The organism is Paenibacillus sp. Pae15 (genome assembly GCF_024519685.1).
GTDB classification, from domain to species: Bacteria; Bacillota; Bacilli; order Paenibacillales; family NBRC-103111; genus Paenibacillus_G; species Paenibacillus_G naphthalenovorans.
In genome coordinates this window covers 65656-89433 of the sequence record NZ_JALJRM010000005.1, presented here as the reverse complement: position 1 = coordinate 89433, position 23778 = coordinate 65656, and the positions used below count along the sequence as shown (strand labels likewise).

The 23778-nt window shown below is 52.2% G+C and carries 20 protein-coding genes; all 20 read right to left on the bottom strand.

Features of this window, described 5'->3' with window-relative positions; genetic code table 11:
- Positions 1-37 precede the first annotated feature (37 nt).
- The 20 genes from NR121_RS05755 to NR121_RS05660 all read right to left on the bottom strand — a co-directional run bounded on the left by NR121_RS05755 (position 38) and on the right by NR121_RS05660 (position 23739).
- A complete protein-coding gene (locus NR121_RS05755; protein ID WP_062409770.1) occupies positions 38-589 on the bottom strand; it encodes a (2Fe-2S)-binding protein in 552 nt (183 codons plus the stop codon).
- Complete coding sequence (locus NR121_RS05750) at positions 589-1482, bottom strand: FAD binding domain-containing protein (RefSeq protein WP_256830886.1); 894 nt, start codon at positions 1480-1482, stop codon at positions 589-591. The genes NR121_RS05755 and NR121_RS05750 overlap by 1 nt, the downstream gene beginning before the upstream one ends.
- A 404-nt stretch (positions 1483-1886) precedes the next feature.
- Complete coding sequence (locus NR121_RS05745) at positions 1887-3356, bottom strand: aldehyde dehydrogenase family protein (RefSeq protein WP_054817514.1); 1470 nt, start codon at positions 3354-3356, stop codon at positions 1887-1889.
- A gap of 226 nt (positions 3357-3582) precedes the next feature.
- On the bottom strand, positions 3583-5346 hold the full coding sequence (locus tag NR121_RS05740) for an adenine deaminase C-terminal domain-containing protein (RefSeq protein WP_062409773.1): 1764 nt from the start codon (positions 5344-5346) through the stop codon (positions 3583-3585).
- Positions 5347-5411: 65 nt separating this feature from the next.
- Complete coding sequence (locus NR121_RS05735) at positions 5412-6806, bottom strand: UbiD family decarboxylase (protein ID WP_062409774.1); 1395 nt, start codon at positions 6804-6806, stop codon at positions 5412-5414.
- Between the two features lie 37 nt (positions 6807-6843).
- A complete protein-coding gene (locus NR121_RS05730) occupies positions 6844-7701 on the bottom strand; it encodes a R2-like ligand-binding oxidase (RefSeq protein WP_256830885.1) in 858 nt (285 codons plus the stop codon).
- Positions 7702-7739: 38 nt separating this feature from the next.
- Positions 7740-8918, bottom strand: coding sequence for an iron-containing alcohol dehydrogenase family protein (locus tag NR121_RS05725; protein WP_054817508.1), 1179 nt, complete (start codon positions 8916-8918; stop codon positions 7740-7742).
- 31 nt (positions 8919-8949) lie between these two features.
- On the bottom strand, positions 8950-10416 hold the full coding sequence (locus NR121_RS05720) for an aldehyde dehydrogenase family protein (protein ID WP_256830884.1): 1467 nt from the start codon (positions 10414-10416) through the stop codon (positions 8950-8952).
- Positions 10417-10461: 45 nt separating this feature from the next.
- Entirely contained in the window at positions 10462-11796 is a 1335-nt protein-coding gene (locus NR121_RS05715) for an MFS transporter (protein WP_062409777.1), read from the bottom strand.
- A gap of 89 nt (positions 11797-11885) precedes the next feature.
- Positions 11886-12683: an enoyl-CoA hydratase/isomerase family protein gene (locus tag NR121_RS05710; RefSeq protein ID WP_062409778.1), complete on the bottom strand. Its 798-nt coding sequence runs from the start codon at positions 12681-12683 to the stop codon at positions 11886-11888.
- Complete coding sequence (locus NR121_RS05705; RefSeq protein ID WP_062409779.1) at positions 12684-14243, bottom strand: AMP-binding protein; 1560 nt, start codon at positions 14241-14243, stop codon at positions 12684-12686.
- On the bottom strand, positions 14221-14745 hold the full coding sequence (locus NR121_RS05700) for a (2Fe-2S)-binding protein (RefSeq protein ID WP_054817503.1): 525 nt from the start codon (positions 14743-14745) through the stop codon (positions 14221-14223). The genes NR121_RS05705 and NR121_RS05700 overlap by 23 nt, the downstream gene beginning before the upstream one ends.
- Positions 14742-15626, bottom strand: coding sequence for an FAD binding domain-containing protein (locus NR121_RS05695; protein ID WP_062409780.1), 885 nt, complete (start codon positions 15624-15626; stop codon positions 14742-14744). The genes NR121_RS05700 and NR121_RS05695 overlap by 4 nt, the downstream gene beginning before the upstream one ends.
- 53 nt (positions 15627-15679) lie before the next feature.
- Positions 15680-16135, bottom strand: coding sequence for an SRPBCC family protein (locus tag NR121_RS05690; RefSeq protein WP_062409781.1), 456 nt, complete (start codon positions 16133-16135; stop codon positions 15680-15682).
- A complete protein-coding gene (locus NR121_RS05685) occupies positions 16132-18573 on the bottom strand; it encodes a xanthine dehydrogenase family protein molybdopterin-binding subunit (protein ID WP_054817502.1) in 2442 nt (813 codons plus the stop codon). The genes NR121_RS05690 and NR121_RS05685 overlap by 4 nt, the downstream gene beginning before the upstream one ends.
- Positions 18570-19175 (bottom strand): nucleotidyltransferase family protein, encoded by a 606-nt coding sequence (locus NR121_RS05680; RefSeq protein WP_062409783.1) that lies wholly within the window; start codon positions 19173-19175, stop codon positions 18570-18572. The genes NR121_RS05685 and NR121_RS05680 overlap by 4 nt, the downstream gene beginning before the upstream one ends.
- A complete protein-coding gene (locus NR121_RS05675) occupies positions 19172-20284 on the bottom strand; it encodes an XdhC family protein (protein ID WP_054817500.1) in 1113 nt (370 codons plus the stop codon). Before NR121_RS05675 ends, NR121_RS05680 begins: the two co-directional genes overlap by 4 nt.
- Before the next feature lie 106 nt (positions 20285-20390).
- Positions 20391-21158: a helix-turn-helix domain-containing protein gene (locus NR121_RS05670; RefSeq protein WP_062409785.1), complete on the bottom strand. Its 768-nt coding sequence runs from the start codon at positions 21156-21158 to the stop codon at positions 20391-20393.
- A gap of 16 nt (positions 21159-21174) precedes the next feature.
- Entirely contained in the window at positions 21175-22716 is a 1542-nt protein-coding gene (locus NR121_RS05665; protein ID WP_074728577.1) for a class I adenylate-forming enzyme family protein, read from the bottom strand.
- Between the two features lie 318 nt (positions 22717-23034).
- On the bottom strand, positions 23035-23739 hold the full coding sequence (locus NR121_RS05660; RefSeq protein ID WP_062409788.1) for a glycerophosphodiester phosphodiesterase: 705 nt from the start codon (positions 23737-23739) through the stop codon (positions 23035-23037).
- Between the last annotated feature and the right edge of the window lie 39 nt (positions 23740-23778).

Genomic DNA, 23778 nt, shown 5'->3' with positions numbered 1-23778 from the left:
ACCGAATCCTCTCCTTAATAGAGAATAGTTATTTATCCTAGTTAGCCAATAATTTATCCCGCTGCTCCTTAGGCATAGAGGCTAAACGATCTGCGGCATATTGTACCGCTTCGATAATGTGCTGATAACCGGTACATCTGCATAAGTTGCCGACCAGCGCTTCTCTGATTTCGGTATCGGATGGATGCGGATTGACCTTTAATAAATTATATGCGGACATCATCATTCCGGGGGTGCAAAAACCGCATTGCAGGCCGTGTTTTTCCCAGAAGCCTTCCTGAATGGGATGAAGATTATCGGCCTCTCCCAGTCCTTCTACGGTCATAATGTTGGAGCCTTCGGCCTGAACCGCCAACATCAAACAAGATTTGATCGCCTCTCCGTTCAGCACCACGGTACATGCTCCGCATCTTCCTTCCACCGAACATCCCACGTGAGTCCCCGTAAAGCCCAGCTCTTCCCGCAAGAAATCCACCAGCAGCATACGGATCGGAACCTGCTTCTCTACGATCCGGCCATTGACGCGCACCTGAATCGTTTTTGTTCCATCTACACCGGCCGTTTGAACGCCCTGTACTGAATTCGCCATTAGAGAATTTCCCCCTTTGCTCTTCGGATTGCTTTGGATAACACATTAACCCCGTATTCCTTGAGAAGAACCTTGCGGTAGGAAGCTGTCGCGCGCATATCGGATTCCACTTCGATTTCCTGGGCCAGGACATCCGCTGCTTCCTGCAGAAGCTCCGTTGTAACCGTTTTCCCGACAAGGAACTTTTCGGTGTCTACAGCTCGCTGCGGACGGGGGTTCACTCCGCCGACGTAAATTCGGGAAGATTGACAAATATCGTCCGCCAGAGTAACCCGGGCTCCAACGCTAATCACCGAAAAATCGCCAAACACGACGGCGTGCTTACTGTAGGCAGATCCCGATCCCGGCTCCGGGGATGGAATGTCAATATATACAAGAAGTTCGTTATCCTCGACAACCGTCGTCATCAAACCAAGGAAAAAGTCTTCTGCAGAATAAATGCTCTCGCCTTCCTTCGAACGAATCCGGAAGGTGCCGTCCAAAACCAGGATCGGTACCGGAAGATCGGCTGCCGGATCCGCATGAACCAAACTGCCCCCAATGGTTCCTCTATTTCTGATCTGTACATCTCCTATATATTTTGCCGCATCAGAAATAATAGGATATTTGGATAACACCAAAGGATGGGTGGCCAGCGTTTTGTGTCGGGTCAATGCACCGATTCTGAGAATCCGATTTCCCGGTTCCCGGAATCTTTCGCCAAATTCCTGAATTTCCATCACCTTGTTAATGTCAATGACGGCTGATGTTTCCATCATTCTCAGCTTCAATATAGGCAGCACGCTTTGACCGCCGGCGACAATCTTCGCCTGGCTTCCGTACTGATCTAGCAGCTCTAAGCACTCCTCTAATGATGACGGAGCATAATATTCAGATATCGGTGCCGGATACATAAACTTTTCACCTCTTAATTTTAAAGTTATGCTTATGTCTACTGACCCTGTGGAGCAGCTACCATATCCATCTTGCTTTTTTAAGTCATATTCATCACCCCTTCATATTTTATAAGTGATCGGGCATTCAACATTTTGCTGCTTGTCATAGCAGAATGTTCTGTATAATATTTCCGGAATTAAGAGTAGTATAACAATTCAGGAAAGCGTTATCAATGAAACTGTTTTCATATTATGAAAAAAAAGATTTTCCTAGTTTTATGTTAAAAAGGCTGTTGATTTACCATCAACAGCCCCGGAAAAAAACAAACTATAACCAGCATATGCTGTGATAAAAAAAGTGTACAGCACCGCTGCAAATGTATACCTTCGATCCTGGAAAATGCGCGGGAGCATCCGCAATACTAAGAAAACGGATACTGCCGAGGTTCCTGCTGGACGGAAATCCATTTCACCGTTGTGAATTCCTCCAAAGCTGATTCTCCGCAATACCGGCCCAGTCCGGACGATTTTTCCCCGCCGAACGGGATATGGGATTCCACGTTTACGGTCTGATCATTGACGTGAATCATGCCCGTTACAATTTGCTGCGCCACTTTAATCCCCCGCTCGATCGATCCGGAGTGTACCGCGCCGCTTAATCCAAAATCGCAATCATTCGCGATCCGGATCGCTTCTTCCTCGCCGTCTACAGGAATAATAACCGCCACAGGGCCGAAGATCTCCGTCCTGGCGGCAGCCATATCGTTCGTTACATCCGTAAGAATATAAGGCTCGATGACGTTTCCTGCGACTTTGCCTTCAAGCTCAAGCTTGGCCCCTTCACTCAGGCTTTGTGTGATCAGGCTTTGAACCTTTTCGATTTGTTTTTGGTTGATCATCGGACCGATAATCGTATCGGGCTCGGCCGGGTTTCCGGCTTTCACTTTTAAAGTCGCTTCTTTAAATTTCTCAACAAATTCCGGATAGATTTTGCGATCTACGATAAAACGGTTGGTTGCAATACATATTTGACCCTGATGCAAATACTTGCCGAAGGCTGCGGAAGCGACGGCTTGATCCACATTCGCATCGTCAAGAATAATAAATGCGTTGTTGCCGCCAAGCTCTAAGGCCACCTTCTTCAAATGCCTGCCCGCAATTTCGGCAACTCTTTTCCCTGCCGCTGTAGAGCCCGTAAATGAAATCACTCTTGGAATCGGATGCTCCACAAAATTGTCGCCGACTTCTTCCAGGTCGTACACCACTACGCTGAACAATCCCTTCGGTATTCCCGCTTCTTCAAAGATTTGGGCTATGATCAGGCCGCCTGTGATCGGGGTCTGGGAATCCGCCTTTAATACAATCCCGTTACCGGTCGCAATCGCCGGCGCCACCACCCGGATACTCAAATAGAACGGCCAGTTCCAAGGTGTAATCGCTCCGACGACACCGACCGGATTACGATAAATACGGTTCTCCTTTCCCGGTATAAAGGAAGGAAGAATCTCGCCGTTCATCCGGAAGCAATACTTGGCCGCTTCCTTGACATCCCCGATGGCAGCGCCCACTTCAATCGATGCCTTTAATTGCGAGCTTCCGCTTTCTTCCACAAGCCATTTGACAATCTCCTCTTGACGTTCGGCTATAAGTGCTGCAGCCTTTTCCATCAGTGCGGCTTTCTCATGCGGGGGTACCTGCGCCCATTCCGCTTGAGCCTTCCTTGCCGCTTCATAGGCATCATGGATGTCCTGCTTATTGGCGAGCCTAATTTCAGTGATCACTTCATCGCTGAATTTGTTGGTAACCGCTGCGGTCCGCTGACTGGATCCTTCTTTCCATTCGCCGCCGATAAAAATTTTATTCCATAACGTAGCAGGAGACACCGTAGACATGCCGCTTCACTCCTCATTAAGTTTATTATCGATCCTTGACAACCATCATCATCCGGTTCAGTTGTGAATTTACGGCCTTAGCGTGTGTAAGGAACAGACATCACCTCCCCTAAGAAATGCCAACCTGCCTGTCACCACGTTCTTTAACACCTCCTTTTATCGAAATCGAATAGCGCCGCTCCGCTGATGCAACCAATGTCTTCCCCTGTTCATCCGGTCCGTGGTCTCATCTCAACGGGCGGGAAGGAATTAAAATTTCTCCGTTATTGATGTTAATCACCCCTTGGGAAGTCAGCCTTACCTTAGGCAAATGAGTGGAAGATAAAAATTCAAGCGAATAAATCGGGTCGGCAAAACCAAAGCCCGATTCGCGCAGGAGCTCAAGCAATCGTGACGTTTCCGCAATTAAGGCGTCCATATCCAGCAGACTCATCGTACCCAATAAGGGCAGGGACAAATCGAAACGCATGTCCCCTTGATGAACCACGCAAATCCCGCCTTGACCCGCAAGGACATGATTGGCCGCCCGGGCCATCTGAACCGGATCTCTTCCCAGAACGATCAAATCGCCTGTAAGAGAATAAGTAGAGGCCAAAGCATCCACTTCGCCAAAACCCTTCATCACGCCCACCGTGATCCATTCCCCTCTGCGGTCAAGAAGCGAGACGTACACATAACCCGGTGAATCGGTCAGCCGCACTTTTCCGTCGATGACGGTCAGCCGCTCCAATCGATTATGAGTAATCACGGCATTGACCAGTTCGATCACCGGTATTTTATCCTCCGCGCAATATACCTCGAACCATTCCGGCTGTACGCATGGATCCATGACGGCAAGGGGCCCGATACCATACCTGCTCCATTCCACCTCAGGAAAGGAGGCGGTCAGCATCCCCCTCTCAGCAGCGATCCGCCCATTGGCCATCACTTTCACAGGAGTGGGATTCCTCAGATCTTCCAGAAAGACAATATCCGCGATCCGTCCCGGACTGATTCCTCCCAAATCCTGATCAAGACCGTAATAGACGGCAGGATTAAGCGATGCCATCCGGTAGGCGTCCACCGGGTCCAATCCTGCGTCGATGGCGATCCGTATACAGGCATCCGTAAATCCCTCGGCAAGGAAGAAGGGCGGTGAGCCGTCGGTTGTCAGCATCATCCGGTCCCAGTAGCGGCAGCCGGTATTGAGCAAGCCTTTGATCAATTCACCCAAATCAGGCCGGATCGAAGAATGACGAAGGGTGGCATAGTAGCCTAAACGAAGCCTTCTCATCACTTCTTCCGCCGTAATACTTTCATGGCAGCCGGTCGCGCCCGCAGCCGCTACAGCATTCAAGGTTTCTACGGATGCGCCGGGGTTGTGGGTTTCGATCCTTTTGCCGGCGAGACGCGCTTCCCGCATGCGAGCGATCATAGACGGATCGCCGTTAATGGCTTCCTTCCAATAGGTAAGCTCCCCCGCTTGCAGCACAGACGGATTCCGCAGCATGCGCCGAACGCGGTCAACTGTAAACTGCCGCTGCATCTCCTTTTCCCTTACGTTCGGGTCCAGGCGCGCCCACCAAAAATTTTTGACCGGCATCCCCTCTAAAGCCTCGATCAATCCTTCGAATTCATGCTGCTGCAGCTGAAGAAAGAAGGATATATTATCATGCAGGATCGTTGTTGTTCCCCGGGCTAACGCATATTCGCCCAGCGACCGCGGATTGTACATATGAAACGAATGGGCGTGAGGTTCGATGTAGCCCGGCACAAGGGTATACCCTTGTGCCTCGATGATTTGGGTATTCGCATCGGTCAAAGGCTCTTTTTCACCCACGTAGGCGATGCGGTCTTCAAAAAGGACGACATTTTGTTTACTCCATTCGCCGGTATATAGGTTAAGTATGTGGGCTTCCTTGATCCAAGCGGTTGCCGGTGCTCTGAACCGGGAGACAGAAATCAACTCGCTTAATTTTTCCTCTGTAAAATGACGTAAAGTGCTGTTCATGATTTCTACCCCCTTCTCATGATGAGTGACCGCCAGAAACCTCGAATCCGGCTCTGTTCATGCCGCTACCTGCTTTTTCCTTCCAGGTGAATTGAACGGACTCCCGCTTCGGAATTCACATAATCCTCCAATTCGATCTTTTCGAATCCCGGAATCCGAACCCGCAAGTACCGCATGGGCTCGCTTTGCAGAGGAATCGTGCAGTCGAGCCCCATTTTTGCCCCCGTCCCCTCGTCCGTAGAGGGATCGAGCTTGGAGCCCTGTGCTCCATGGACGACCACCAAATCCCTATCCGCCTGAAAACGCGTGGCGATCGCCCATTCCACTTCCTCCATATTGAAGATGTCCACGTCTTCATCCACAACGACGACATGCTTGATGTCAAAGCTGTTTGCAAAGGCGGCGAATATCGCGTTTTTGGCTTCCCCTTCGTTTCTTTTTTTGATGGAAACGACAGCATGGTAGCGGCAAGTCCCTCCGGCGCTCATATGGACTGCCCGGACCGTCGGTACGGTTTGACGAATCGTTTGGAACAGGCTCGCTTCCCGGGGAATGCCCCCAAGCAGCAGATGTTCATAGCCTGCGGGAACGATGGTGTAAAACATCGGATGATTGCGGTGTGTCACTGCGGTAATTTGGACGACTTCTTTATCGCTGCGGGGACCATAGTACTTGGGAAATTCACCGAAGGGCCCTTCCGGCTCGCGTACGTGAGGCAGGATTTGGCCCTCCAGCACGATCTCCGCATACGCCGGGACGTCAATATCGACCGTTTCGCAGCGGACTACCTCCAGGGGCTCTCCGCGCAGGGCTCCTGCGATTTCCAGCTCATCTACCCCAAACGGAGTGCTGGCTTGAGAAGCCAGCAGCGTGACCGGATCAACGCCGATGACAATAGCGCATTCCAGCGGCCTGCCGGCCTCCTCGGCCTGTTTAAATAAGTGGTGCGTATGGCGGGGCAGCAGCAGGGCTCCCAGTTTGTCTTTTCCCGAAACCTGCAAACGATGAATCGAAACGTTCTGTTTGCGCGTGACCGGATCGCGCACGATAAATAACCCTGCGGTGATGTAATTTCCCGAATCCTTCTCATGGTGAACCGGAATCGGCAGCATCTTCATCAAATCGATATGCTCCCGAATGATATTTTCTTTGACAGGCGCTTCCGCGCGATCAACCGGTTTGCAAGGAAGCGGAGAGGAGACGGCCTGGGTAAACCTCGGAATGACTCCGTTTAGATCGGTTTCCAATGCTTCCGCAAAATCTTCCCGCGTAGAGCATATTCCCGACACAACCGGAATCGGATAGTCCTCCACGTGTGAGAAATATACGGCTTTCACACCGTCAAGCTTTTTGGCGACAGCCGCCGCTTCGTACTGCAAGCTGACCTTTTTGTCAACGACCGCCAAACGGTCTTTGGAGTGAAGGTACTCTATCCATGTGCGAAATGTCTTGGCCTTCATAAAGAATAGCCTCCCCGCATGATTGTTTCCTGCTTGCTTACACTGCGGCAGGCTTACCGAATATATCCTTAAGCCGCCGTTCGAACATTTTGGTTAAACGTTCACGCCCGCGAACTTCAGGAGGCGTCGGATACTCCTTCCCGTTCACGACGACCGGCTGGTCATAACGGATCAGAATGTACGGAAGATAATCGTCGTACACTGCGCGAATACGCTTGGCATGGACAGGATTGCGTGCAAACAGCTTCAACATGCGCAGTCCGAAGCCGACATGGCGGCCCTCGTCTTCCTTAATGCGGGCGAATCCTTCCGCCAGTCCCGGGAGCAGCCCTTTGCTTCCGTATACCGCTTCAAATACTTCGTACCCGGTCATGGCCTGAACGCCTTCAATGATCCCTTGGTAATGGGTCAGCCCTTCTACCAGTGCGGCCTCACGGTCCCCGGGTCCTTGCTCAAGAGCCGCCAGCATCTTTTTCACCCGATCATCGAGCTTCTGCTGAACGATATTTTTCACACCGGGAATGCGTTCCTTACCGAAAACCTCCTTGAAATAACGCATGAAAAACTCCGTATGCTTAAATTCCTCAAGCAGCTGAGTGCTTAAAAAAGCCTGCTGCTCCGTAGAAGAACCGAGCATAATCCACGGACAGAACTTTAGGGCCACGTTTTCTTCCGCATCCAGGAAGCCTGTGCAAAAATGAATGAGATAGCCTTGAAGATCCGGATCAAGAGACTCAAAATCAGCTTTGTCCTGACTCAGATCAATGGCGGCCGGGTCCCAGGTGCCGAAGCGGATCGCTTTGCGGTACAAGTCCCACGCCACTTCATCCGTAGACCGGTCAATGCTTGGGATCAGATCCCCGGATTCAACTTGCTTCTCGTTTAGACTCATCATCAATTACCTCCCCAATATAATATACATTCTTTGTAAAACTAGAAAATTCCTTCTAATAACTCCAATACTTCATGTTCCGTCGGCGTACGCGGATTAAACTTCATCATACCGCTTTTGAATGAATCCCTGGCGATATCCGTCAGCTTCTCTTCCGGTACGCCGACATCCCGAAGCCGGGTTGGAAGCCCGATATCGCGCACCATCTGGTCAACAGCCGATGCGGCTCCTTCCGCTTTGGTTCCCGCACCATTGGCTATGGCAACCATCAGCTGGGCAATCGTCGCCGCCTTTTCCGGACGGACGGAGGCGTTGAATTCGACGACGGAAGGAAGCAGCAGCCCGATCGCGACCCCGTGCGGAACGTGGCAATGTCCTGACAGAGCGCTGCCTATCGCATGGGCCAAGCCTAAAAATCCGTTATTGAAAGCCATGCCGGCGAGCAAGCTTCCATGGGACATTCCGATGCGGGCCTCGATATCGGACCCGTCATGAACGGCACGGCGCAAGTTGGCGCTGACGGCGGCAATGGCCCGCATGGCCAGGGCATCGGATGCCGGGCGGGATCTTACGGAGAAGAACGTTTCGATCCCGTGCGCCAAGGCATCAATACCTGAAGCCGCCGTCATCCTTGCCGGCAGATTCATCGTGAGCTCCGGATCAACCAAAGCGATCGTCGGAGCCATGTGCTGGCTTGTTACGGTTACTTTCACTTGATTATGCCAATCCGAGTAAACGCCGAATATTGTTACCTCGCTTCCCGTACCGGAAGTCGTCGGGATGGCAATAAGGGGAACGGGATTGGCCGCAGGAATTCGATTGACACCGGCATAATCTCCGATACTTCCCCCGTTGGCCGCTACTGCGCGAATGCCTTTGGCGGCATCGATCGAGCTGCCCCCGCCGACGGCAACGATGCCGTCGTAAGGTTGGGTCCTGAATGCGGCAGCTCCGCGATCGATCGTCTCCAGGCCGGGATCGGGCTCCACATCCGTATAGAGATCGAACGTGATCCCGGATGACCGCAGCGATTCCGTCATCGCGGTAAGCAAGCCCGCTGACGCTACCCCTTTGTCGCTGACTATGAATACTTTTCTTACATCAAGCTGCAGCAATCTTTCTCCAAGACGAGCCGCCTTGCCGTATCCGAACTCAATTAACGTAGGAAGATGGAAGGAAAACTCAAATTCCTTCGGTTCGACCGCCAGCTTTCCGATCATCGTTGTCCTGCCTCCTCTCGCAATCCGTTGGTTAATCCATTTCAAAATGGATATGCTTGGTTTCGCAGTATTCCATCAGGCCGTCCACACCTCTGGTCCGTCCCAGACCGCTCTGCTTGTAGCCCCCGAATTCGGCCTCCGGAAAGTTCTTATTATAGGTGTTGATCCAGACAGTCCCGGCCTGAATTTCGCGGGACATCCGCATCGCACGGTTCAAGCTGGACGTCCACACCCCCGCCGACAAGCCAAAGTCGGTATCGTTGGCCAGCGCAAGCGCTTCTTCGTCACTGGAAAAGGATTGCACCGCAAGCACCGGGCCAAAAATTTCTTCCCGGACGACACGGCAGTCCGATGAAAGATCGTCAATGATCGTTGGCGCAAAGAAATAGCCTTGATCGTACGCTCCGCCAGTCAGACGGTAACCGCCTGTAATGATTTTCCCTTCCCGGCGGCCGATTTCACAATATTCGTTCACTAAATCAAGCTGACTTTGCGAAACCAGCGGGCCCATATCCGTAGATTCCAGCAGTCCGTTGCCGACTGAAAGCTTCTCGGTATATTGTTTCAAGCGGAAGAGTACCTCCTCCTTGACGGACTCGTGAACCAATAGTCTGGAGCCGGCCATACAGATCTGTCCGGCGGAAATAAAAATGGAACGTCCGATCAGAGGTATCGCTTTATCCAACGGGGCATCCTCAAACACGACATTCGGCGACTTGCCGCCCAGCTCCAAAGCCAGTTTTTTGATGTTGCTTGCGGCAAGCGCCATGATCGTTTTCCCGGTGGATGTATCTCCCGTAAAGCTGATCATATCTATTTTTTTACTCGATCCCATGACGGCGCCGATCGATTGTCCGGGACCGGTCACAATACTGACAATGCCTTTGGGAAAATGCGGGACCTGATCAATCAGTTTAAACAGCTCTACGGAAATGATCGGCGTAAGACTCGCCGGTTTGACAATGACTCCGTTGCCTGCCGCCAAAGCGGGGGCCAGCTCCCGAATCATCAGCAGCGCCGGCCAGTTCCAGGGCGAGATAATCCCTACGACGCCGATGGGCTCTTTGGCTATAACGCCGAAATTCCCCGGCTCCAGCTGTACCGAGCGGCCGAATACGGTCCGGGCGGCGCCCGCAAAATATTTCAAGGTATCCACACACCCCGCAAGCTCCACACGGGATTCACGGATCGGCTTTCCTTGCTCCATCGTCATCAGCCGGGCCAAATGTTCGATATTGTTCTCGATTTGCCGGGCCAATTCCAATAAAGCTTCATAACGCCGCTTCGGATTCACTCCCCAGTCACTGGTGCGATAGGCTTCGTATACAGAATCGATGGATTGCAGAATATCCGTCTCCGTTGATTTCTGCGCATAGCCGACCAATTCCCCGGTAGCCGGATTTCGCGATTCCAGCCATTCCCGCGATGCGGACTCCGTCCATTCGCCGCCGACGTAATTGTAATAAACAGCCGGTTTCTGTTCGGTTAAAGAAGACATGTTTATCATCTCCCGCAGCATGATAATTTTGCAGTGCAGACGCGATTACTTGAACTCTCCCTTGGTTTCCGGTATGATGACGCTTCCAATCAGATAGATAACAAAAATCCCTATGGTAAAATAGCCGAGCATCGCAGGAATGTTTTGCGTCGTTCCGCTGGCTAATTGAACAAATGTCGGCATGATGCCTCCAACCGCAAACCCCATATTCCAGGAAAGTCCGGTACCGGTGGACCGTATGGCTGTAGGGAAACGTTCGTTGAGGAAAATGAGAACCGGGGCGTATGCGGCATTGCCCAAAAAAGCCAGCCCCCAGACATAAGCTGTGATGGAAGCAATTCCGGTTGCGCCTCCCAATTGGTTATAACAGATGGGAAGCATGACAAGATTGATCGTTCCGATGATCAAAAACGTTTTTTTGCGCCCGATAAAATCGCTGAGGGTACCAAACAACACGGAGGATATAATCGCGATCACACTGGCGCCCATGAGAATCATCGATGCGGTTTCCGCAGGGATCTGGTTGATGATTTTAAGAAAAGTGGGGAGATACCCGCTGGTCAGGTAATATGCCGTCCCGCCGCCGGCCACAATCATTACATTCACAATCAGAATGGAGCGGTAATTCCGCGAAAATACGACACGGGCAGGCGCTTTTTGGGGTTTGGAATCGTCTTGGGCCTGCTTAAGCTGCGCCCAGTAGGGGGACTCCTCCAGCGACTTGAAAACAAAAAGGCCAAGGATGGAACTGAGAATCCCAGTAAAGAACATAAACCGCCAGCCCCACTCGCCGAAGGCCTCTCCCGGAAAGATGGCCGATACGATAAAGTAAACAATGGAGGCAAGCAGTGCACCCAGTCCGGCTCCGCCGCCGCCGATCAGCCCTGACATGAATCCGCGATACTTGGGCGGAACCGATTCGGTGCCGATCGTATGTGTGGAGGCAACGACACCGCCGACGAATATACCCTGCACCAAACGCAGAATGATAAACAGGACCGATGCAAAAATCCCGATCTGCATAACGGTAGGCAGCGCTCCGAACAGGGCGGTAGAAATACCTACGCCGGTAACAGCGATGGTCATCGCCCGCTTTCTGCCGGTTCTGTCCGCCAGGTTGCCGAAAATCGCCGAGCCGAGCGGTCTCATAATCAGAGTGATGGCAAACGAAGCATAGACGGCAGCCAAAGAAAGTGTCGGTATACTCGTTGGGAAGAAGAGCCTTCCGATCTCAGGCGCCACAAAAAGCAGGATAAACAAATCAAACAAATCCAACGACCAGCCCAAAAGTGAAGCAATTGAAGCATTAATCATTTGTCTGCGGCTTACCGTAACATTCGGCACATTGATATTGGTATTTTCCTGAGTAGCGAGTGACATCTTCTTTCCCTCCGATATTGGGTATGTGATGCATGTGATCGCTTTGCCCCCGGGTTGAAACAATCAACCCGGGGCGGATGAATAACCATTTACTTGCCGGTAAAATTGGGCTTCCTTTTGCTGTAGAAGGCATCCACGCCTTCCTTGAAATCATCTGTGCTTCTAAGCATTCCGTATGCATATCCCTCGATCTCCAGACCGCTGCTGAGCGGACCCTCCTGAGAGGCGTTAAGCACCTGCTTCAAGGTCCTGAGCGCCAAAGGCGAGAATTCCAGCAGCTCATCCACCAGGCTTTGTACCGCAGCCTCCAGTTCATCCTGCGGCGTTACCAGGGTCAGTAGTCCCCATTGATAAGCCTCCGCTGCAGGAATTCGCCGTGCGCGCATGATCATGTCTTTGGCACGGCCCAGTCCTGCGATTCTTGCGACTCTCTGGGTGCCGCCGCTTCCCGGAATCATTCCCAATTTCAGCTCCGGCAGGGCAAGTAAAGTCGTGTCCGATGCGACCCGGAAATCGCAAGCCAGGGCGATCTCCAGCCCGACTCCGAACGTATAGCCCTGCAGCTGGGCGATGACCGGCTTAGGAGAACGTTCCGGAGCGGCTACGTTCTTGTGCAGTACGGAAAGCTCTTCCGGGGACCGCTCCAAAAATTCGCCGATGTTGCCTCCGGAAGTAAACGCCTTATCCCCCTCCCCTTTGATAATAATGACACGCACTTCGTCATCCTTGTTTAACTGTTCGAATATTTGATTTAGATGAGATCGCGCAATGTAGCTGAGCGTATTCATTTTTTCGGGACGATCCAGAATAATGGTCGCCGTCTTGCGTTCCGGTCTTTTTTCCACGCGGATATGATCCCATTCGATTTGTCCTAGTTTTTGTTCCATTTACGAAGCACTCTCCTTTTTCAGATATAATTCTTCATATTCTCCGCTGCGCAGCTTCCGGCGCAATATTTTCCCGACGGGACTCTTCGGTATGGCGGCAACCAATACATACTTCCTCGGTCGCTTAAAGTTGGATAATTCATTGCTCTCCTTGCAAAATTCGTCCAGCTCCTCTACCGTCAGAGAAGAATCCTTAGGGACTATAAAGGCGGTGACCACCTCTCCGAAACGCGGATCGGGCAAGCCTGCTACAGCCACCTCGGCTACCTTCGGATGCTTCGCAATTACATCCTCAACCTCCAGCGGATGGATATTCTCCCCGCCGGATATAATCGTATCGTCCAGACGTCCGAGGACAAACAGGTCGCCGTCTTCGTCGAGCATCCCCATATCGCCCGTGAAGTACCATCCGTCCCGGATCGACTTCTTGGTGGCGTCAGGACGGTTCCAATATCCCTGGAACGCTTCACTCGACCTTAGATCGACGATAATTTCACCCGGCTCACCGTAAGGCACGATGTCATCGGGAGTGGAGTTGCCTTCCGGATCGGGAATGACTACGCGAAGATGCTGATGAAATCCGGCTTTTCCCGCACATCCCGCTTTTTTGTTCAAATAATTGCAATAGGAGAACGTATACACCTCGGAGGAGCCGTAATGATTAACAAAAACCTCAGGCTTCAGCTTGTTGAAAATTTCCTGTGTCAGGACTTCCGTCATCGCCGCCCCAGCATATCCGACCTTCTTTAATGAAGAAAGATTATAATTTGCAAACTCGGTATGGTATACTACATCATGGAATATGGTTGGCACCAGATACACGCAGCTGATTTTTTCCTTTTCGATCAGCTCAAGAACAGCTAGCGGGCTGTAATCGGGTATCATCGCCATCTTTCCGTTCAGGAAAGCCATCGATAGGAGGGAACGCATGCCCATGGTATGATACAAGGGCATGACGCCTATGGTGCTTTCCTGAACTTCATATTGGTTTTGGATAATATGGGCGATTGCCGCCGTGTACTCATTTTTGTGGCTTCGCGGTACGCCTTTGGGACGTCCGGTCGTGCCTGACGTATATAGCATGAGACAAATGTCATCATCGTGAATTTTCGGCTGAACCGGTTTTCCCGATCCCTTTTCCCGCAATTGTTCGTACGTCACATCGGCACCCTGCGCGCCCTGCACGCTGATTTTCAAAACTTGCAGGTCTTTGACCGCTTCCAGCACCGTTTTTTCGCTTATCGGTTCATAAACGATGGCTTTAGCTGCCGCATCCTGCACACAATACTTGATCTCCTCCTGGGACAGCCGAAAATTGATCGGAGTAAAAACGGCTCCAAGCTTTTGGACCGCCCAATACAGCGTCACCATTTCGAGGCGGTTTTTCAGTACCGGCACTACCCGGTCGCCCTGTTCCACCCCCATGGCTTGCAGAGCGGAGGCCACCTTATTAATTTCAACGTTGATCTCTCTATAAGTGAACCGGGTGTTCCCCTGAATGAGAGCTTCGAACTGAGGATGCCTCTCGACCGCAAATTCAAACAGTGTCCCCAGATTCATTGACGTTCTCACCGTCCTTTCGTCTGATCGCCTCTTTCTCAATCGCTTCAATAATCCCCTTGTAACCGGTACATCGGCATAAATGGCCTGACAGCATTTCCTTAATCTCATCTGTCGTCGGGTCGGCATAAGTACCCAGGAATTCGACAGACGACATGAGGATACCAGGGGTACAGAAGCCGCACTGCAAAGCGTGGCACTCGTTGAATGCCTCCTGCAGGGGATCCGGCCTGTCGTCTTTGGCCAAGCCTTCCACAGTTGTGATCTCCATGCCCTCCGCCTGGACGGCGAACATCAGACAGCTTCGGACCGCCGATCCGTTCACCAGTACGGTACACGCTCCGCAGACTCCATGCTCGCAGCCGATATGCGTACCAGTTAATCCGCAATCCTCGCGCAGAAAGTCGCTCAGCAGCTTTCGAGGCTCCACGCGTTCGGCGTACACCTTGCCGTTAATGTTCACACGAACCTCTATCGTTTCGTTAGCGGACACTTGAATCATGCGTCCCCCTCCTTTCCGGTCGCTCTGTGGTAAGCGGCTTTTATTGCCTTCTTGGCGAATACGCCCGCCAAATGAAGCCTGTATTCCCGGGACGCATGGAGATCCCCTTCCGGATCGACATGAGCGGAAGCCAGCGTTCCCGCTTCTTCCAATATTGACTCCGTCAGTTTCTCTCCTAGAAGGAGGTCCGCCGCCTCTTCCGCCAGCAGCGGAACGGCATCCACTCCGCCCAATGCGAGCCGTGCGGTTGTAATTCGTCCCTCTGCATCGGTATCGATCACACAGGCGGCCGCCACCAAGGCAAAGTCGCCATGCCGCCGGCTGTATTCGTGAAACGAGTACCCCTTGGGCATCCCCTTCAGCGGGATTTTCAATTCCGTAAGCAGCTCGCCGGGCATAATGTCAGTGGTCAGATACGTGATGAAAAACTCGCGCAGCTCTACCTCCCTGGTTTCGTCGGCGCTTTGAATGACGGCTCTTCCATTTAGCGCCAGTAGCGACAAAGGAAGCTCTGCCGTAGGATCCGCATGGACCACGCTGCCGCCTACGGTCCCCCGGTTGCGGGTTTGCATATGCCCGATGAACGGAACCGCCTCCGACAGAAGCGGGCTTAGCTCCCGAATCAGTCCCGAGCGCTCCACATCCCGCTGCCGGGTTGTGGAGCCGATTCGGATCCATTCGTCCTCCCGGCGGATATAGTTCATATCCTGCAACCCGCTGATATCAATCAAGCACCCCGGAGCAGAGAGCCGCATATTCAAAATCGGTATAAGACTTTGTCCTCCGGCGATAAGCTTTCCCTCGTCCCCGGACTGAGACAGCAATTGAAACGCTTCTTCCACCGTCGAGGGACGGAAGTAATCAAAGGATGCCGGTTTCATGCCCTTCCCTTCCTCTCGTAGCTAGGCTTGTGTTCTATGCTTTAGAACCGTTCCTACGCCGATTGTTTGTCATTTTCAATTTCTTTTTTTATTTTTTTGAAAAAATCGCCGATAATCAGCTTCGCCACTCCACCCAGCATTCTTTGCCCGATCGCTGCCACTTTCCCGCCGACCTCCGCGTTATAGCTGTAAAAGAGCGCCGTTTTTCCATCGTCCAGCGAGGTCAGCCGAAGCTGCCCTTCCGCATCCAGAAAGCCCGGCCCTCCTTCCCCATGCACAATTAACTTGTAACTGGCCGGGGCCTGCACATCCGCCAGCGTGATCGTCGCGTCATATTTTCCCTTTACCGCCGCAATACCGACCGTAAGATCCGCACGGTATTTTCCTTCCTCCACCAGCTCCAGCTTCTTGCATCCCATGATGCACTCTGCCAGCACATCGGGATCCATTAATTTGTTCCATACCTGATCGATAGGCGCATTCAAGCTGATTTCACCACTGCCGTTCATATAACCGGTTCCTCCTTTAACAGCTTCGTTCTATTTCGGGCTTCCTGCATTAAAGTCCATATTCGATTCGGCGACAAAGGCAAGCTGTCAATCGAGATACCCAAAGGCGAGAGAGCGTCGGCAACCGCATTCGCGATCACAACCGGGGCGCTCATGGTGTTCCCCTCGCCCAGGCCTTTGGCGCCCAACGGCGTCAGCGGGGAAGCCGTTTCGCAATGCTTGATCGTCACCCTCGGCATTTCGGTCGCCGTCGGGCACAAGTAGTCCATGAAGCTTCCGGTAAGAAAGTGACCGTTTTGATCATATACCAACTCTTCGTATAACGCTCCGCCGAGCCCGTGAGCCAATCCTCCCATAATTTGACCGTCAACGATAAGCGGATTGAGCAGTTTGCCGGCATCATGAATCGTGATATAGTCGAGGATCTTTACTTCTCCCGTATCCGCATCGACCTCGACCGTGACCGCATCAGCCACAAAGCCGTAGGTGGCCGAACCGTTAACAAAGTCGTTCTCATCCGGCGGAAGCGCAGTCGGAATGGAATAAAAAGCGGTTTCATGGATGCCGGGCTCCACCCCCGCCGGCAGGCCCTGCGGGTTCCAGTGCGCCGAGCCGATGAGTCTTTTCAATGAAATTTGCTGCTGCGGATCGTCCAAGGCCACCACTTTACCGTTCTGAATGTCCAGACTCTCTGTAGGCTTGTTCATTTGACCAGAAGCAATATTCAGTAATTTTTGTTTAATTTTTCCAGACGCTTGATAAACGGCGCTTGACCCGATCGGGGCAAACCGGCTGGAATAGCTCCCCGATGCCACCGACCAGGGACTCGTCAGGGTATCCATCTCGGCAATCACCCGGACTGACCGCGGATCTACGCCCAGCACTTCCCCTACGATTTGAGCCGCAACCGTTTCATGGCCTTGACCGGTTGGCGTCGTGCTGATGCGGACGGAAATCCCGCCTGAGGGATCGATCGATACGGTGGCCCCTTCGGCGCATCCCGATTTGGGCAGTGACTTCGCCCGTTGCTCCGGAGTGAGGGCAATAGTGATATACCCCATATTCGATCCGGAAGGTTCTACGATACACGCCAACCCGATTCCCAGATATTTGCCTTCCTTCCGGGCCTGCGCCTGACGCTCCCGGAACCGCCTATAATCGACGCTCTCCAGAGCTTTCTCAAAGGCAGCGTGATAATCTCCGCTGTCGTATATCCCTCCGGAAGCGGTATGATAAGGAAATTCCTCCGCCCGAATCAGATTTCGTCTGATGACATCTGCCGGATCCATTCCAAGCTTGTCGGCGACCATTTGCATGATCCGTTCGAGCGGAAAATACAGCTGCTGACCGCCGTATCCCCGAATCAGACCCGTAGGGCACTTGTTTGTCATGACGGCGATGGTTTCCATAAACAGATTTTGAATCCGGTACGCTCCGGTACTGTTGGAGTGCGTTCGATACAGGCAGGCCGGCTCAGGAGCCCGGATGTAGCCGCCGACGTTATCGACCATTTTCATCTTCAACCCTGTTACGGTTCCGTCCTTTCGCACCGCCGCCTCGATCCAGGTCACCCTGTCGGTTCCGCTGGAGCTGGCCATCAGGTGCTCCTGACGATCCTCGATCCATTTGACCGGCAGCCCGAGCTTTTTGGAGACCACTCCCATCAGGACCATGTAAGGGAATACGCCCGATTTGATGCCGTAGCTGCCGCCCACATCCTTGGGGATGATGACCCGCAGATGATTGCTCGGCATTTGCAGCGCGGCCGCCATCACCGACTGCAGCGTGAAGGGCCCGTGAAAATTCGACCAGATTGTCAAATGGTTGCCGCTGGACTCGTAATGGGCAATCACCCCATAGGTCTCTACCGGGGTGGCGCTGTATTTTGGATACAGAAACTTATGCTTTAATACGATATCCGCTTCAGCAAAAGCTTGATTCACATTCCCGTAATCAAAAGTACGATGATTGGCGACATTGGAGCCGACCTCCTCATGGAGCAGCGGAGCATCCGCTTCCAGCGCTTCTTCAATGTCAACCACGGCAGGCAGCGGTTCGTATTCCACTTCAATCGCCTCAAGCGCATCCTCCGCCAAATACCGGTTTTTCGCTACGACCACAGCGACAGGCTCGCCTACAAATCGCACTTTCCCGACGGCCAGCGAATAATATTTTACCGGCGCGGTAACTCCTACGGGGAACGGCGCTGTCATCCCCGCAATGTCCTGTCCGGTAACAATCCCCTTTATCCCCGGCATTTGCGCCGCCCTGTCCGTTCGAATCGCTTTGATTTTTGCGTGGGGATACGGGCTGCGCAGGATCGCCGCATGATGAATATTGGGAAGCGGATTCATGTCCTCAATGTAGGTGCCCTGTCCCGAAGTCAGTCTGGCATCTTCCACCCGGGACATCGGCCGGCCAATTCGATTCGGATTCATCGATGGAAGCCTCCCTTCTCCTTCAGTCTTTCATAGTCTTCATAGACATCAATATCTTCCGGCTCGGCTGCCGGCACATGGACCAGCCGCCGCGCCTCCGCGTATTTCTTGATCAGCTCCCGCCCGCCTTGATCGCCGGTGACCTGCTGCAATTCATCGAATACCGTCCGGCTAAACAATACGGGGTGACCCGGCTTGCCCTGATACGCGGCCTGGACTATCGGCGCCCCGCTGTTCTCGTAATCCGCCAGCACTTGCTCGATGACGGACGGATCCATTCCCGGCTGATCCGCCAGCAGCATGCATCCCGCATCCGCCGATACGCGGGCGAGGTAATCCACCGCTAAACGGAGAGAGGAGCTCATCCCAAGATGGGACTCGGAGTTGGACAAGACGACCAGAGGCAAATCGTGAATGGCGGCGGCCAGTTCGGGAAATTCGGCATTAACGACAACGACGACGCCGGCGGCTTTTACACGCAGGGCTTTTTGGGCCACATAGCGGAGCATCGGCTCCTCCCCAATCGGCAGAAGCTGCTTCCGCATGCCCATGCGTCTGGAATAACCGGCGGCAAGGATGACTAACCATACCGATGGTTTCATAGGTTCACCACAAGAAGCCCGCCGCTATACTGCCGTTCATGCAGGAGCCCCTTGCGCAGCCGGAGGGATTGGCCGCTGCGCGCGTTTTTGCGGCAAACCAGTTCGGATAGAATGCTTAAAGCGATCTCCTCCGGCGAATCCGCTCCGATATCCAGACCGACAGGGGAGTGAAGCTTTTCCAATGACTCCTCGTTCAGCTCTCCACAGTCCGCCTGAATCTCATCGAGCATACGCTGAATCCGATTGTGGGATCCCAGCACCCCCAAATACGAGATCGAACCGGGGAGCAGCGATTGAACCAGCATGCGGTCCAGCTCGTAGTTGTGCGTCATCACGACAACATAAGCTTCATTCATAACGGACATATGCGAATATTGATGTCGGGACATCAGCACACGCTCATCCGCTGCCGCAAAATGATCCCGATCGAGGTAATCCTGGCGATGGTCCGCTACGGTCACATGCCAGTGAAGCCTCTTGGCTCCCTCCACCAGCGGAACGACATCTGCACCGGCCCCGAATATCATCAATCTGGGCCTGGGCTTCACCGTTTCTACAAACAGCTTAACGGAAACGCCGTGTACCGTATTGTTCGCAAGTCCGCACGTTACACCGGCACTGGCAGGATCCCCGAATTCCGTTTCCCCGCGGTTTAAAATCAAATATGAGCCCGCCGGAACCCGGGCCGGATCTTTCGATTCCAGCACCAGGCCCGATGTATATTCATTAAGAGCGGACACCCTTTGTTCAAACGCTTGCAGCTGCCGCTGCGCTTGTTCGGGTCGATGCACGGGGTCAAAAGGCTGAAGCCAAATCGTCAGGGCGCCATTGCAGCCCACTCCCAATCCCCAGAACAGGTCACCTTCCGACCTGAAATCATAGCGGATCTCCCGGGGGATGCCCGTGTCTATCACCTGCCGCGCATGCTCGAGCAAATCCCCCTCCACACAGCCGCCGCTGAGCGTTCCGATGACGCTCCCGTTTTCCAGGACCAGACACCTTGCTCCTTCCCGCCGGTATGCCGCACCATCCACATCCACAATCGTCGCCAATGCGGCTCGTTCCTTGTTCGTCCAACATTGCTGCAGCGCTTTCGCGATCTCAAGCATGTGTCATTCACCTCACTCGTCGTCTCTGCGAGTCCGTATTTTTATTGTAAAAAAGATTCGTCAGGAACGGTTTTGTTATTGCTTCAATCTCATTTTAACAATTATGCTAATTATTCATTAAATTGGAAAACAAGCTTCGGTACTCTGTAGGCGTCTTCCCTTCCAGCCGCTTAAAGGTTGTGGCAAAATAGCCGGCATTCGCAAATCCGGTATTATTCGCAATGACTTCAATCGGCAGCGAGGTCATTTTGATAAGCCGCTTCGATTGTTCCACCCTGTATTTCGTCAAGTATTCGATAAACGTAACGCCCATCTCCGCTTTAAATAAACGGCTGAAATGAGAAGCGCTAAGATACACCCAATCGGCCACTTCGTTCAAGGTAATCGGTTCGTAGAAATGGTTGTGAATATACCGGATTACGCTTTGAATCGGATTTCCGAGATCCATCTCGACCGGTTTGGAGGGGGATGGCGGGGTCCCCAAATAATTGGTTTCCATCATTAACCCCGGAAGCAGAAGGCCGTCCAAGGCCGTAAGCAGCTCCATGTCGGTAAGCGGTTTCAGAAAATATTTGGAAAATCCTGCGTTCATGGCCATTTGTACGGTTTCGAACATTTTCAAATACGTCGCTACGATGATCGAAACCTTCGGGTTCATTTCCATCATCTTTTTCCCCAGCTTGATCCCGTCCAAATCAGGCAAAGACAAATCCAGGATGACGATGTTCGGCTGATTTTGCTTTAACAGAAACAACCCCCGCTCGGCAGAAGCCGCTTCATAAACGGAGAGGTAGTTGTACTGGCTTTCTTCAATGATTAAACGAATGGCTTGGCGACTTTCCGCTTCATCGTCTACAATCAGTAGTCCAGTCAAGACCGTCCCTCCTGCCTTATAATTCCGTGATCGTTAAATGTTCTTTCCGCAATTCGCGGCGCAGCGTTTTTCCCGAAGGGCTTTTTGGAATCTCGTTGACAAAAACGTATTTCCGCGGCCGTTTGAAATTGGACAGCTTGGGATGCTGCTTACAGAACTGATCGAGTTCCTGGGCCGTGAGACTGCTGTCTTTGGGTACGATGAATGCGGCAACAATCTGTCCCCAGCGTTCATCCTCCTCACCCATAACTACGACTTCCCATACCTTAGGGTGCTGAAGCAAAACCTCCTCCACTTCCGTAGGAGCAATGTTTTCTCCCGCCGAAATCACCATTTCATCCACTCGGCCGACCACATACAGATCTCCGTCTTCATCAAAGTATCCCAAATCGCCCGTATGATACCAATGATTCCGGATCGCTTTTCTAGTTGCGTCCGGCCGGTTCCAATACCCTTTAAAGGCTTCTATCGATTCGGCCTGGACCGTGATTTCCCCGATTTCTCCCGGGCGGATGATGGTATCGGAAGAAGAGGCTTGGGAGCCGTCGGTTGGAACCAGCCGGATTTTTTGATGAATCCCGGGCCTTCCGGCGCATCCCGGCTTTTTATCCAGGTTCGAACAGGTGGTGAAGGTATAGATTTCCGTACTCCCATAATGATTGATAAAGTGAGCCGGTTTTAACATCTCAAAACACTTTTTGGTTAGCGCCGCAGACATCGGTGCACCTGCATAGCCGATTTTCTGAAGAGAGGACAGATCAAAATCTGAAAAACGGGGATCCTTCAACAATTCCAGGTACATGCTCGGATACATATAGAGGCAGGTGATCTTTTCTTCAGCCAGAAGCGCAAGGGCTTTTCGAACGTCGAAGTCCGGGGATAGCACATATTTGCCGTTCAATACGCACATGGAAAGAAGCGAGCGGATCCCCATCGTGTGATATAAAGGCATGGCCCCCAGCGTGCTGTCGAATATTTCATAGCGGTTTTGGATAATGTGCGCCATCGTGGAGGCATATTCATTTTTGTGATATCTCGGGACCCCCTTGGGCACCCCGGTCGTGCCTGAAGTGTACAGCATGACGGCTATATCGTCGCTATCATTATGGGAAAAACCGGAAAAATCGCCGATCCCTCTGGAAATCAACTCCTGATAAGAAAGGTCGCCTTCATCCGGATCGAGACTGATAAGAATGGGACGCTCATTAAATTTGGCGCATTGAACGGAGCGCTGACTGAATTTCTCGTATACAACGATTTTGGGTTCCGCATCATTGATGCAGTACTGCGTATCCTCGGGAGAAAGGCGAAGGTTAATCGGCGTAAAGATCGCGCCCAGTTTTTGTACGGCCCAAAACAAACAAACCGTCTCCAGCCGGTTTTTGAGCAGCGCCATAACCCGGTCCCTCTTGACGATTCCCAGTTTTTGAAGAGAAAAGGCCAGCCGGTTTACTTCTTCATTCAATTGCTGAAAGGTCAACACTTTATGGTCCTGCACAAGAGCGATTTTGTTCGGGTATCTCTCAATGGCATAATCAAACGCTGTTCCCAAATCCATTGTGACCGACTCCTCAAACGTTTGTTATTTCTATTGTACAATGATGGCGGCACTACAGTTTTTGTAATTTTGATATTCGGTCTTTTAGAAACCGATCACATTTTTTTCCTTTCTGTAATAAACATTCGTTAATGACCGGCAAAAACCCTCTTGCCTTGAGGCTAATATCGCTTTCACATTCGGCCGATCGAAAGAAAAGAGCTTTTGAAGCGAAGCCCTTTCGAGGAAGAACCATTCGTGGTTTAGATGAAGCTTTTGATGGAGTCTGTCTGACCACCCGCCGTACAGTCCCAACGCGCGCCTCACATACCGGTAATGCTAAGCTTGCCTCAAAGCAGCCGCCCAGCCCTCCAAATTGTTCGTGCAGACCAGCAGGTCGGAATAAGCGGTCAAAGAGCTTAGCGTCTTCTCGTCGTCCGGTGTCCAGACGATCAATTGAACGTTCTCGGCCCGGCACATTTCCATATAGGCCTGTGTCAAAAAAACGTACTTCATCGACAAGTAACGGATGTTCCATTCCTTCATATACGGGAAAACCGCCGGAGCTGCACCATAAATAATCAGCCCCAAATCAAGCCCGTTATGCAGCTTGCGCGTCCGTTCGACGGCATAGTGGTCAAAAGAAGTCACAATGACCTGCTTCTCCATCCCGGTGCGCCGGATCACATCCACTGCCGCTTCTTCCAAGCCCGGATAAAAATCGCCGGTTTGCTTCAGCTCTATATCAACAATCATTCTGTCCTTGGCGAACAGCAACGCTTCTTCCAATGTCGGAATGCGCTCGCCATCCCCCGCATCCAGCTCGCGAAGCTCCTGAAGCGTATAAGACTTGACGAGTCCTTGCCCATTTGTTGTCCGATTGACGCTGGGGTCATGAATGACGACGGGAACCCCGTCGCGTGTCAGATGCACGTCAAGCTCCACGTGGGTAAAACCAAGCTCCAAAGCGGCTCGGAAGCCGCGTATTGTGTTTTCCGGGAATTTTAGAGGATATCCTCGATGGGCTAAGCCTCTGATTTCCATCCATCACTACCTCCATATTATGAACTATTCCATGATTCC